12 protein-coding genes are annotated in these 12888 nt (G+C 67.2%); 8 read left to right on the top strand and 4 right to left on the bottom strand.

The features are described 5' to 3' along the window. The first annotated feature begins 39 nt into the window (after nucleotides 1-39). Nucleotides 40-975 (top strand): asparaginase, encoded by a 936-nt coding sequence (locus B1790_RS08820; RefSeq protein WP_079922841.1) that lies wholly within the window; start codon nucleotides 40-42, stop codon nucleotides 973-975. Between the two features lie 11 nt (nucleotides 976-986). Here B1790_RS08820 and B1790_RS08825 read toward each other — a convergent pair whose 3' ends face one another. Continuing rightward, complete coding sequence (locus B1790_RS08825) at nucleotides 987-2342, bottom strand: DNA polymerase IV (protein WP_079922842.1); 1356 nt, start codon at nucleotides 2340-2342, stop codon at nucleotides 987-989. A gap of 182 nt (nucleotides 2343-2524) precedes the next feature. Here B1790_RS08825 and B1790_RS08830 point away from each other — a divergent pair, with 182 nt between their 5' ends. Genes B1790_RS08830 through B1790_RS08845 form a run of 4 tightly spaced genes read left to right on the top strand, consistent with a single transcriptional unit; the run spans nucleotide 2525 to nucleotide 5174 of the window. Continuing rightward, entirely contained in the window at nucleotides 2525-3016 is a 492-nt protein-coding gene (locus tag B1790_RS08830; protein WP_079922843.1) for a hypothetical protein, read from the top strand. 43 nt (nucleotides 3017-3059) lie between these two features. Then, on the top strand, nucleotides 3060-3566 hold the full coding sequence (locus B1790_RS08835) for a DUF2505 domain-containing protein (protein ID WP_079922844.1): 507 nt from the start codon (nucleotides 3060-3062) through the stop codon (nucleotides 3564-3566). A gap of 20 nt (nucleotides 3567-3586) precedes the next feature. Next, nucleotides 3587-4927: a hypothetical protein gene (locus B1790_RS08840; RefSeq protein WP_233165021.1), complete on the top strand. Its 1341-nt coding sequence runs from the start codon at nucleotides 3587-3589 to the stop codon at nucleotides 4925-4927. A gap of 10 nt (nucleotides 4928-4937) precedes the next feature. Further along, a complete protein-coding gene (locus B1790_RS08845; protein ID WP_079922846.1) occupies nucleotides 4938-5174 on the top strand; it encodes an RNA-binding S4 domain-containing protein in 237 nt (78 codons plus the stop codon). A gap of 3 nt (nucleotides 5175-5177) precedes the next feature. Here B1790_RS08845 and ileS read toward each other — a convergent pair whose 3' ends face one another. Then, nucleotides 5178-8345 (bottom strand): isoleucine--tRNA ligase, encoded by a 3168-nt coding sequence (gene ileS / locus B1790_RS08850; RefSeq protein ID WP_369832317.1) that lies wholly within the window; start codon nucleotides 8343-8345, stop codon nucleotides 5178-5180. Nucleotides 8346-8538: 193 nt separating this feature from the next. Beyond that, nucleotides 8539-9162: a hypothetical protein gene (locus tag B1790_RS08855; RefSeq protein ID WP_079922847.1), complete on the bottom strand. Its 624-nt coding sequence runs from the start codon at nucleotides 9160-9162 to the stop codon at nucleotides 8539-8541. A gap of 135 nt (nucleotides 9163-9297) precedes the next feature. Here B1790_RS08855 and B1790_RS08860 point away from each other — a divergent pair, with 135 nt between their 5' ends. Then, nucleotides 9298-9663, top strand: a complete 366-nt coding sequence (locus tag B1790_RS08860) for a transcriptional regulator (RefSeq protein WP_079922914.1) — start codon at nucleotides 9298-9300, stop codon at nucleotides 9661-9663. A gap of 46 nt (nucleotides 9664-9709) precedes the next feature. Beyond that, the gene (locus tag B1790_RS08865) at nucleotides 9710-10444 is read left to right on the top strand and encodes a hypothetical protein (RefSeq protein WP_079922848.1); all 735 of its coding nucleotides are present in this window, start codon (nucleotides 9710-9712) and stop codon (nucleotides 10442-10444) included. On the opposite strand, the gene B1790_RS08870 is transcribed toward B1790_RS08865, so the two are convergent. Continuing rightward, nucleotides 10441-10752 carry a hypothetical protein gene (locus B1790_RS08870; RefSeq protein WP_142271173.1) on the bottom strand — a complete coding sequence of 104 codons (312 nt, stop codon included), beginning with the start codon at nucleotides 10750-10752 and terminating at the stop codon, nucleotides 10441-10443. The genes B1790_RS08865 and B1790_RS08870 overlap by 4 nt on opposite strands. A 232-nt stretch (nucleotides 10753-10984) precedes the next feature. Between B1790_RS08870 and B1790_RS08875 the strand changes: the two genes are divergently transcribed. Beyond that, nucleotides 10985-12715, top strand: a complete 1731-nt coding sequence (locus tag B1790_RS08875; RefSeq protein ID WP_079922850.1) for an AMP-binding protein — start codon at nucleotides 10985-10987, stop codon at nucleotides 12713-12715. Nucleotides 12716-12888 lie beyond the last annotated feature (173 nt).

Raw genomic sequence — 12888 nt, forward strand, 5'->3', positions numbered from 1 at the left:
TCGCCGCATGAACCAAGCGGGCCCGTGGGTCGTCACCGGATGAGCCGGGTCGTCGTGATCACCACCGGCGGCACCATCGCCACCAGCACCGGCGCCGACGGCGTTGCGCGCCCCACCCAGACCGGTGACGACCTGACGGCGGGACTGCGGACCGACGTCGACGTCGAGGTCGTCGACCTGATGGCGTTGGACAGCTCCCAGCTGATGCCGTCCGACTGGGATCGGATGAGCGCGGCGGTGGCCTCTGCGGCCCAGGGCGGTGCCGACGGCGTGGTGATCACCCACGGCACCGACACGATGGAGGAAACCGCACTCTGGCTGGAGCTGACCTACGACGGCGACATGCCCGTGGTGCTGACCGGCGCCATGCGAAGTGCCGACGCCGTGGACGCCGACGGGCCGGCCAACCTGCACGACGCCGTGACACTGGCCGGCAACGCGCACGCCAGGGGCATCGGCGTCGTCGTGACGCTGGCCGGGACGATCTGGCAACCGTTGGGGCTCACCAAGACCGGTGCCGGCTTCGTCGGAGTCGACGTGGCCCCGCGCGCCAGGCGACGGGCGTCGATCGGCGAGTTGTCAGCAAGCCGGGCGCCTCGAGTCGACGTCGTCGCCACCTACGCGGGCGGCGACGCGGTGGCAGTCGACGCGTGTGTGGCCGCAGGCGCCAAGGGCGTCGTGCTCGAATCGCTCGGGTCGGGAAACGCCGGCGCCGCGGTGATCGACGGGGTGCGGCGGGCCTGCGCGGCTGGCGTCGCGGTCGTCATCTCCACCAGGGTTCCAGGAGCGCGCGTGACCGTCGGGTACGGACCGGGCCGGTTGCTGGTCGAGGCGGGCGCCGTCGTCGCGTCGACGCTGCCGCCGCCCCAGTCCCGCGTGCTCCTGATGGCCGCGCTGGCCGCACGCGAACCGGTCGGCGACGTCTTCGCCAGGTGGGGTGACGTGCCAGACGTTCGACCGGCGAGCGTGCGGTAGCGGCGTCCAGGTCAGTCGGACTGGACCATCGCGGCGACGTACTCCGGCCAGTCGAGGCTGTCCACCGGGTTGGCCCGCGTGACGTCGGGGCTGCCGTGGGGCAGCGTGTGGGCCTGTCCAGGCCCGGTGGCGCGGGTCTCGAAGCGCACCGTCATCACGCCATGCCCGGCGCCCTGCACCCAGCCGTGTCCATACGTGGAGTGCGTGACGTCGTCGCCGATGCGCCACGCCGTCACGGGCTCGTCGGGAGCGACGGGGACCGGTCCGGCGAGGTGACTGTCAGACGCCTCGAGGGTCTGGTCGAGGTCGGGGAACAACGATTCCTGCAGGACGTCGGACAGCCCCGAGAACCCCACCCCGAGTAGCCGCACGGGACCGATCTCCACCGGGTCGAGCAGCAGCCTGCGCGCGGTGCCGATCAACGTCGCCGAATCGGCGGTGGCGTACGGCAGGGTCGCGGAGCGCGTCAGCGTGCTCATGTCGGACTTCTTGAGCTTGACGGTGACGGTGCGCGCACCCCGACCGTCGCGCACCAGGCGTTCGTGGGCGTGCTCGCCGATCGGGCCCGTCGCCTCACGCAGTTGCGCCAACGTGTTCAGATCAACCGCGAAGGTCGACTCCGCACTGATTTGCTTGGCTCCCAAGCGTTCTGCCACCGGTCGGTCGTCGACGCCCCTCGCCAGCAGGTGCAGGGCAGGTCCGACGGTGCCACCGAGGACGTCGGCCACCTCGGAGGCGCTCAGTGCCGCCAAGGCGCCGACGGTGTCGATGCCGAGGCGGTGCAGCCGTTCCTCGGCAACGGGCCCGATCCCCCACAACCGGCGGACCGGAAGCCCCGCAAGCAGGACGCGTTCCTCGTCGCGCCGGACGACGCGGATGCCGTCGGGCTTGGCCAGCCCGGACGCGATCTTTGCGAGCTGCTTGCCGGAGCCGGCGCCGACGGAGGCGACCAGACCCGTCTCGGCGCGCACGCGGGCCCGCAGTTCCTCGCAGAATCGGTGGACGTCGGCGGCGTCGGCGCCCACCAGCTCGGTCGGCTCGCCGAACGCCTCGTCGAACGACAACTGTTCGAGGATCGGGACCATGGCGCGGACGGTGTCGAGGACCTTGCCGCTGGCCACCCCGTAGACCACGCCGCGCGGTGGTAACACCACTGCCGCCGGCCCGACCATTCGGCGGGCCTGATGCATCGGCATCGCGGACTTGGCACCGAAGACGCGGGACTCGTAGCTGGCCCCCGCGACGACGCCCCTGCCGCCGAGCCCGCCGACCAGGACGGGGCGGCCACGCAGGGTCGGTCGCGTCAACTGCTCGACCGAGGCGAAGAACGCATCCATGTCGAAGTGCAGGACCCAACGCCCCTCCATGAAGGCGATGCTAGGGCGCGACCCCGACGTACGACGAGTCGAGGCTCGCACCTGACCAGCCCACGAGAGTTTTGCGCAATCATTCCGTTTGCCGGAATTCGCTCAGCAGTGGGCAGCGGCCAAACAATTGTCTACACTCAATCCGAATTCGTTCATTGCGTCTATTTCAGTCAAGGAATTACATGACCGTCCGATTGAAGCGGGTTCTCGTGACCCTCGCGTCCGGCTCGGCTCTCGCCATGGGCCCCCTGCTCTACGGGACCGTGGTCGTTCCTGCGATCAGCAATGCTGACGAATGCGCCGCCGGCGACGAGGCGTGCCCCGCACCGGCCAAGGGTCTGAATTGCCCTGACGGCACCATCGTCGACGAAGAGAACCACCAGTGCGTCGACTTGGTTGCCGGTATCAGCAAGCAGCTGGCGGCGTTGCCGGCCCCACCCTCGCTCGGCGGCGGCGGTGGCGGCAGCTTGGGCGGGCTGTCTGGCGGAATCCCGTCGCTGGGCACGGTGAACCTGCCCGACGTGGTGCTCCCGAGCGTTGGGCTGGGCCTCGTCCCCGACTTCAGCCTGAACTTGCAGCCGAAGCTCCCCAACATTTCTCTGCCCAGCCCCAAACTCCCGTCGGCACCAAAGCTCAAGATGCCGGATCTGACGCCGGGCATCCCGTTCATCTGATCGGTTGCCGCCCCGCGCGCAACGCTGAGCTCGGAATTTCAGCGTGCAGCGTTCGTTGCCACTGACCGCGGAGTCTCCGCACCCGCTACAGCGCATCAAGTGTGCGTTTGAGGACCCGGAGTACTGGGCTGCCCGCCTCGGTGCGTTCGAGGGCGGATCCCCGACGCTGGACTCCTTGAGCACCGACGCCTCTGGGCGTACCCGTGTCGCCATGACGATGCGCTTCGGCGGCGACCAGCTCCCTGATCCCATTCGGCGATTGCGCCTGGCCTCCCTCGAGATCGTGCAGCGCGAACAGTGGTATCCGGTCGACGGTGGCACGGTCCGCGGCGACATCACCGTCGACGCCCCGCGGACACCGTTGTCCGGACGCGGCGCGGTGGAGCTGACACCCGACGGACCGGGCACCCACCTCACCGGAACCGCCACGGTGAAGGTCAACGTGCCACTGATCGGTGGCACGATCGCCACGTTCGTCGCCGGCCAACTTGCCAACGGGATCGTCGACGTCGTAGCCGTCACCGACGCCTGGCTGTCCGAGCAGCGCTGACCGGCGCTTAGCATGTGGCAGTGGACAATACGCTCGCCTACATCGACCAGGGTTCCTTCCTCGCGTTGAGGGCGCTCGGCCGCGGCCCCTTGATCCAGTTCACCTGGATCTACGACCGGGCGGTCGACCTGGACGGGCTGCGCAAATTCCACGCGAACCTCGGATTCGGCTTGCTGGGTAGACGCATCGAGCGATCCGCGCTGCCGTTCGGTCGGGACAGATGGGTCGCGGCGCCCGGTCCGGCCACCATCGAAATCGCCGCCGAGGACCGCCCAAGAGCCGAGGTGTGGGAGTGGGCCGACGAACGGCTGCGCCTACCCGTTGACCCCCAGCACGGGCCGTCGTGGCATCTCGGGGTCCAACCCCTGACCGGCGGGGGCACCGCAGTCACGCTGATCGTGTCGCACTCGGTGGGCGACGCGAAGGCCATCATCGACGCCACGGTCGACGCCGTGGGTGGCGTCCGCCGCGATCTCGGCTACCCACCGCCGGGGTACCGAACGCGTCGGCAGGCGGTGCGCGAGGACGGCAGGCGAGCGTTGCGGGACGTGCCTGAGATGGCGAAGGCCGTCGTCGCGGCCGCGCGGGTGGCCAGGAAGGAGAGCGAAGGGCTCTCGACGTCGGTCAAGTCGGGAGGCAAGCCGCGCGCGGTTCGGGGCGCCGGTGCGGATTCCGGTGAGGTCGTGGTGCCCAACTCGGTGGTCTTCTTCGACGTCGAGCAGTGGGATCGGCGCGCGCAAGAGCTTGGCGGCAGCAGCAATTCACTCTTCGTGGGCCTGAGCGCACGGCTCGGCCAGATCCTTGGACGCGTCGACGCCGACGGGATGGTGCGGGTGTCGCTGCCGGTCAGCGAACGCACTCCGGGCGACACCAGGGCGAACGCCCTCACCGCGACCACGGTGACCGTCGACCCCAGCACGGTCACCACCGACCTGGGTCAGGTCCGCAGCGACCTCAAGACGGCTCTCACGGCTCTCGCCGACACGCCCAACGAACTTCTCGGGCCGCTGGCGTTGGTGCCGCTGACCCCCGCCTTCCTCGTCCGCCGTCTCGAGGGCTTGGTGCAGCAGGTTGGCAACCCCATCGGGTGCTCAAACCTTGGCGTGCTGCCGCCTGAGACCAGCCGTCCCGACGGGACCGAGGCCGACTACCTGACGCTCCGGATGCTGGAACCGAAGATCACCACGACGGTTCTCGACCGCATGGGCGGCCTGCTGTTCGTGGGATCCGGTCGCACCGATCGCCACGTATCCGTCACCGTCGGCAGCTGGGTCGCCGGGGGCACCAACACGCGGGCGGCGTTGCGCGAGGCGTTCGCGCAGGCGTTGACCGACATGGGGCTCGTCGGCACCGTCGAATAGCCTGACCGGTATGGCGCAGCCTGCTAGGGACGTACCGATCTCATCGGACTCCATCCGCCTCGGCCAATTCCTCAAGTACGCGGGAATGATCGACAGCGGTGCCGACGCCAAGGGGGTGATCGCCGACGGTCTGGTGCGCGTCAACGACGCCGTCGAGATCCGGCGGGGTCGTCAGTTGCGCCAGGGCGACACGGTGGCGTTCGGCGACGAGGTCGCCCGCGTGGCACGGGACGTACCCGAGGGCTGAGCCTCACGCCTTGGCGATCGCGACCCTGACCCCGTCGCCGATCTCCGTTCCGTCGGACGGCTCGCCGAACGTGAAGGTCGTGGCCAGAATCTCACCCGCGATCAGGTCCGCGTGAGTCGTCGCCCAGTCATGCCGCTCCGGTGGCACCGACATCGTCACCGTGATCCGGTCGGACACGTCCAGTCCCGAGGACTTGCGCAGATCCTGGAGTTCACGGACGCGGTCCTTGGCCCAACCCTCCGCCTCCAGCTCGGGCGTGAGGGTGCCGTCGACGACCACCAGCCCCGCGCCATCGGGCAGCGCGGCGGTCCACTCCGGCTCCGCGGCCACCAGTTTGGAGGTGTACTCGGCGGGTTGCAGCGTGGCCGGACCGGCGGTGAGGGTGCCGTCCGGGTTGACGACGCCCTCGCCCGCCTTGACGGCCTTGATGGCCGCCTGTACGTCCTTGCCCAACCGTGGTCCGGCGACCTTGGCGTTGACCGCCACCTCGAAGCGACCGTAGGCGTCGATGTCGTCGGTCAGCTCGACGGCCTTCACGTTGAGCTCGTCGGCGATGAGGTCGGCGAAGGGGCGCAGCGAATCCGGATCCTGCACGGCCACAGTCAGTTTCGGCAACGGCAACCGAACGCGAAGCTTCTTGGCCTTGCGCACCGACGACGCGACCGAACACACGTCGCGCACCTGGTCCATGGCGGCCACCAGCGCAGGATCGGCCGGAACCTCGTCGGCTTCCGGCCAATCGGTCAGATGCACCGATCGACCGTCGGTCACGCCACGCCAGATCACCTCGGTGATCAACGGCAGCAGCGGTGCGGCAAGCCGGGCAGTCACCTCGATGACCGTGTGCAGGGTGTCGATCGCGTCGGCGTCCTCGTCCCAGAATCGCGAACGTGACCGTCGCACATACCAATTGGTGAGCGCCTCGGTGAACTGCCGTAGCTGCTCGCACGCCACCGAGATGTCGCACACGTCCAGCGACGCGGTGAGGTCTTCACGCAACACGGCGAGCTTGGCCAGGATGTACCGGTCCAGCACGTTGGTCGAGTCCGTCCGCCACGTGCCCTTCTTCGGGGCGTAGAGCGCCAGGAACGAGTAGGCATTCCACAGCGGCAGCAACACCTGCCGGACGCCCTCACGGATACCCTGCTCGGTGACGACCAGATTGCCACCCCGAAGGATCGGCGAGGCCATCAGGAACCATCGCATCGCATCCGAGCCATCCCTGTCGAACACCTCGGTGACGTCGGGGTAGTTGCGCAGCGACTTGCTCATCTTCTGACCGTCGCTGCCAAGCACGATGCCGTGGGAGACGCAGTTCAGGAAGGCCGGCCGGTCGAAGAGCGCGGTCGACAGCACGTGCAGCAGGTAGAACCAACCCCGGGTCTGACCGATGTACTCGACGATGAAGTCGGCGGGATTGTGAGCATCCGCGCCACCGCTGACGCCGTCGAACCACTTCTGGTTCTCGAACGGGTAGTGCACCTGGGCATACGGCATCGAGCCCGAGTCGAACCAGACGTCGAACACGTCCTCGATGCGGCGCATGGTGGACGCGCCGGTCGGGTCGTCGGGGTTGGGTCGGGTCAACTCGTCGACGTAGGGCCGGTGCAGATCGGTCGGACGCACCCCGAAGTCGCGTTCCAACTCGTCGAGGCTGCCGTAGACGTCGATCCTCGGATAGGCCGGATCGTCGGACTTCCATACCGGAATTGGACTGCCCCAGTAGCGGTTCCGCGAGACCGACCAGTCGCGGGCGTTGGACAGCCACTTGCCGAACTGACCGTCCTTGACGTGCTCTGGGTACCAGGTGATCTGCTGGTTCAACTCGACCATCCGGTCACGGAAGTCGGTGACCTTGATGAACCACGACGACACCGCCCGGTAGATCAGCGGGTTTCGGCACCGCCAGCAGTGCGGGTAGGAGTGGTCGTAGGTTTCGTGTCGCAGGAGGACCGCTCCGTTGACGACCGCAGCGCCCGTTCCGTTCTTGAGGTCGCGGATGATCTGCGGATTGGCGTCGAAGACGTGCTGGCCGGCGTAGTCGGGCACCGTTGCGTCGAACCGGCCCTTGGAGTCCACCGGTGTGACGGCGACGATGTCCGCCGCGTCCGCGGTGGCCTTGTCGTCCTCGCCGTATGCCGGGGCCATGTGCACGATGCCGGTGCCGTCGTCGACGGTGACGAAGGCGCCGGGCAGCACGCGAAAGGCGTTGGGAGAGTCCATGAAATACGGAAACGGCGGAAGGTAGCCCACGCCGAGCAAGTCCCGACCGGAGTGCGAACTCACGACGGTGGGTTCCTCGCCCAACTCGCGCGCGTAGGACGCCACCCGCCCCTCGGCGAGGACGTAGCGCCTGTCGTCGACGCCTTCCACCTGGACGTAGGTGACGTCGGGGTTGACGGCGACGGCCTGGTTGGACGGCAACGTCCACGGCGTCGTCGTCCACACCAGGAGATGCGCCCCGGCCAGTGGACCGTCGGTCACTCGGAACCCCACCGTCAACGCGGGATCCTGCCGGTTCTGGTAGACGTCGTCGTCCATCCGCAGCTCGTGGCTGGACAGGGGCGTCTCGTCGTTCCAGCAGTACGGCAGGACCCGGTTGCCCTCGTAGGCCAACCCCTTGTCCCACAGCTGCTTGAAGGCCCAGAGAACCGACTCCATGTAGCCGAGATCCAGCGTCTTGTAGTCGTTGTCGAAGTCGACCCAGCGGGCCTGCCGGGTCACGTATGCCCGCCACTCCCCCGAGTACTTCATCACCGACGCGCGGCAGGCGTCGTTGAAGGCGGCGATCCCGAGTTCCTCGATCTGCGCCTTCTCGGTGATGCCGAGCTGACGCTGAGCCTCGAGTTCCGCTGGCAGGCCGTGGGTGTCCCAGCCGAATCGGCGCTCGACCTTGTAGCCGCGCATCGTCTGATAGCGGGGGACGATGTCCTTGACGTATCCCGTCAGCAGGTGGCCGTAGTGCGGCAGTCCGTTCGCAAAGGGAGGACCGTCGTAGAAGACGTATTCCCGTGCGCCGTCACGACGGTCGATGCTGGCGCGGAAGGTCCCGTCGGCGTCCCAGTAGTCGAGCACTTCGAGCTCGAGGTCGGGGAAGCTCGGCGATCCGCTCGCCGGTCTCGGATAGGCCGTCACCGTGTTCGTCTCCTGTGCCCATGTTCGACAAGGCACGGGGACGACGTCGCGCTCGTGCGCGAACACCGCGGTACCACCCCGCTTGCGCACACGAGGTGCGCCGCTCGAATGTGGGCGATGACGGGCCCACCCGTTCGGTTCTACTGAGCTCCCGGGATCCGGACGCCGTTCTTCCGAAGGCTCCCCGGTGATGGCCGGATCAACGCCTCTGCGCAGATCCTAGTGACCGCTAGTGGGCGAGCGCCAGTTCGTGGTTGGCGTGAACCGGCGGCGTGGCTTCCGAGGTCAGCTCGATCATCGCAAGCGGGAACTGGTCGGCCAGCTCGGCGACGGTGTACGCCTCGAAGCTACGGGCGTCGAACCACCAGTCCAAGGCGATGACGTCACCACGGCGGTAGGCGCGAAGCTCGAGGACGTGGCCGAGGTGCGTCCGCTCGGCGGCGTCCTCCCCCGTGGCGAACAACACGGCGGAGACGGCTTCGGCCCTTGGGTCGTCCGGCACGCCGTGCACGATCCGGTGTACGGCTACCGCGTCGAGCTCGTGGTGCACGCCGGCAAGCATCTCGTCGGCGTCCAATTGCGCGGACGACGTACACGACAGTTCGACGGGTCGCACGCTGGTGCCGTAGCAGGGCACGTCGACGCTGACGACACCGGTGCCGATGGTCCGTTCGATCGCGCGCCCGAGCGCGGCGAGGAGGATCTCGTCCGTGGTCAGTTCCAGGACACCGGCGGCCCCGTCCAGCTCCATGGTCAACACTGCCGACAGCGGCGCGGAGACCAGCTCCAGGTCTTCGACGCGAGGGCGGCCCTCGGTGTCGTAATCGGTCAGCTGCAGGTTTGCGCGCGTCATGTGAGAAACGTTACACGGATGTCCCAGAAATGGGACACATCTGCCAGAACTGTGACGGCCATGTCAATAACGAGACCGTTATCCGGTTTGCGGCGGGCCCTGCCCAATAAGGGTGACACCGGTTACGCTATGGCCGTGCCACGGACTGATGAGAACGGCCGGCAGCTAAAGACCCTGCTTGACTACTTGCTTGACGGAGACGTCGACGCGAGGGCAATTTACGACGCGCTCGGTACGTCGAGCAGCACCTATTACCGGCGGATCAAGGAAGCCGATTATCCCAACGCCGAAGAGATGCGTTTGGTGGCGGATCGCTTCAACCTCAGCTATCCCGACCTGCAGGTTCGTTTCGGGCTGATGACTCGTGAAGAAGTCTGGAATTACGTCGAGTCGGCCCCACTCTCGGTGGCCACGATCGCCGAATCGACGACCGAAAGGCGAACGGTCCGTCGGCCCAAGCTTCGCGACCTCGCGCCGCGACCCGACGCTCCCCCGTTATAAGACGTAGCATTTGCCACCGGCAACTTGAGTTTGAAAGCGACACTTCATGGGATTGGCAGTCCTCATCACCATCACACTGCTGTGTGTGGCGTGGAGTTTGTGGATTCGCCGGGTCACGTGGTCGTGTCGCTGGGAGGTTGCGGCGACTCTCAACATCGCGCTTCAGGGCGCCACGGTGTTACTGATGTCGCCGCTGGCGTCGGAGACGGTGGGCCATTGGCTGCACTCGCTGACCGGCCTGTGGAATCTCGAGGACTACATCGGCCACGACATGTACGTCGTGGCCGCGTCGGCGATCGTGTACAACGCGCTGGGCAGGCTGCAGGACGACCACGCCATGCAGGTCACCTTCAAGCAGTACGTCGAGCGTCCCGCGACCCTGTGCATTCCGCTGCTGTTGGCCGCGTTCTCCCTCGGCAACGGCGCGAAGATCTACGCGCCGGACTTCTTCGAACTCCACACTGACTTCTGGCTCGGCGCCTACTGGGTCTTGCTCTGCGGCACGCTGATCTATTTGTTGGGATACGGATCGCGGGCGCTGCTGATCCTGCGCAAGGATCCGCGGTCGCGCACGGTCGCGAACGTGTACCTGGCCGCCTCGCTCTGCGGCATCGTGGCCTGCGCCGTCCGCATCGTCACGGTTTTCGTGCCCTCGCTGCAGCCGATCGAGAACGGCAACCTGGTGTGGTTCTTCGCCTGCATGTGCGGTGCGGGGTTCGCGCTGACGTCCGCGCATTCATGGCGCGTCAAGGCCAAGTGGTTCAGCGGGGCGAGCCGCTAACCGGTTCGATCTGGCACTGCGCGAATCTCCTCGAGCCGGTGGAACACGCCCTCGTCGAACCGCGGCGTGAAGAACGTCGACCACGCCCTGCCGCTGCGCGAAAGGCTGCGCCGCGCAACGTTGGACGGCGTCTGGCCGGACAGTGCGATCGTCGCGATGACGCTCGACCGCGGCGAGGCGGCAACGATGCGACGGCAAAGGCCGTGCCGGGCATGAACGTCCGCCTCGGACGGTAGCTGGGTGATTGCGTCGACGCCGGCCAACCCGTCAGTAGCGGAATTCCCATCGGCGGGCGTTCGACCGAGCACGAGCTCACGGCGTCGCGGAATGCCCCGCAGACGCCGTTTCGGGCAAAAGGTATTCAATTTTGGTGAACACCAATTGGTTTGCGACAATGTTTGCCGAAGCGTCAGTTTCTTCAGCGCGGTCGAGGCACCTAACCGGCTGTGCCATAGTCACACTCGCTACATTGCGCATTGCGTGGTCGCGTTCCCTAAGCTCGACCCACACGCATCGTTTGCGCTGCAGAAAGGGCCGCCCATGCTGGACTCGTCGATTCCCGCGATTCTCCGCGAGCGGGCGAGCCTGCAGCCGAATGATCCCGCGTTCACCTACATCGACTACGACGTGGAGTGGGAAGGCGTCGAGGAGACGCTGACGTGGGCTCAGCTTCAGCAGCAAGTCGTCGCGCTGGCCGCGGAGATCCGCGAGCACGCGCAGATCGGTGACCGGGTCGTCATCCTGGCACCGCAGAACATGTCCTACATCCTCGGATTCTTGGCGTCGTTCGAAGCGAACGTCATCGCGGTACCGCTGTCCACCCCCGCGGTGGGCGCCCACGACGACCGCGTCGCGGCGGTCATGGCAGACGCCCGGCCGACGGTGATCCTCACCACGGCGAGCACCGCCGCGGCGGTTGCTCCGTACGCCACGTCGCAAAATGGCGACGCAGCACCGGTGGTTCTCGAGGTCGACCGGCTGGACCTGAGCGTCCGGCGCCGGTCGACGTCACGACGTGAGACGCCGCCGGAGACGGCCTACCTTCAGTACACCTCCGGGTCGACGAGGACGCCTGCCGGCGTGATGGTCTCGCAGCGCAACTTGCTGTCGAACTTCGAGCAGCAGGTCGGCGCCCTGCTCAGCGAGTACGGCAAGGTCGGCCCGCAGGACACCACCGTGGTCTCCTGGCTGCCCTTCTATCACGACATGGGCCTCATCCTCGGCATCTGCGCTCCCATCCTCGGCGGCTGGCATTCCGTCATCATGAGCCCGATCGCGTTCCTGCAGCGCCCCGCACGGTGGGTGCAACAGCTGGCCATCAGGACTCACGCGCTGACGGCGACGCCCAACTTCGCACTCGACCTCGCCGCCGCCCGCACCACCGACGAAGACCTGGCCGGGCTCGACCTGGGCAACGTCCTGGCGATCATCTGCGGCGCCGAACGCGTTCAACCCGTTTCGGTCAAGCGCTTCACGTCTCGACTGGCCAAGTTCAACTTCCCCGGCAAGGTCATCCGGCCCTCCTTCGGACTCGCCGAGGCAACCCTGTTCGTCGCGACCCGCGAGCCGGGTCAACCGCCCGCCATCGTCACGTTCGACACCGAGAAGCTCACCGCGGGCACGGCCAAGCGGACGACCACCGGAACGTCTCTGATCAGCTACGGCACGCCCGAGTCTCCTCTCGTTCGGATCGTCGACCCGGAGACCCGACACGAGGCGCCTGCGGGCACCGTCGGCGAGATCTGGGTGCACGGCGACAACGTGTGTGCCGGGTACTGGAACAAGGCCGACGAGACCGAGAGCACCTTCCGCGGCGTGATCGAGAACCCGACCGATGACATCCCGACCGAAACATGGCTGCGGACAGGCGATTTGGGGTTCGTCGACGAAGACGAGCTCTTCATCGTCGGTCGCATCAAGGATCTGCTGATCGTCCGCGGACGCAACCACTACCCAGACGACATCGAGGCGACCGTCACCGCGGTCTCCAACGGCCGTGTCGCCGCCATCTCGGTGGAAGACGAGGCCACCGAGAAGCTGGTGGCGATCGTCGAGATGAAGGAACGCGCGACTCCCGAGGAAACCCAGGAGCGGCTCGCGGCCGTCAAGAGCGATGTGACGTCGGCGATCTCGCAGGCACACGGGATCAGCGCCGCCGACCTCGTCTTCGTCTCGCGCGGAGCCATCCCCATCACCACGAGCGGCAAGATCCGCAGGCAGGCGTGCGTCGACCTGTACCGCCAGGGCCGTTTCGTCCGACTGGACTCGTGACGACTCACGCCTTCGGGTTGACTTCCCCTACGCGCCGGCACGTGGGCTGGCGCTAGGAAGGGCGTACCGCAATCGTTGAACTGCCCCGTACCGACGACCCGCAAGAATCGAGTGAACGGACGCACGCAATGACTCCTGGCAATGGCTCGAAGTCGGTCGAATCTCTTCATGGC

The sequence above is a fragment of the Mycobacterium sp. AT1 genome (assembly GCF_002043095.1).
GTDB lineage: Bacteria > Actinomycetota > Actinomycetes > Mycobacteriales > Mycobacteriaceae > Mycobacterium.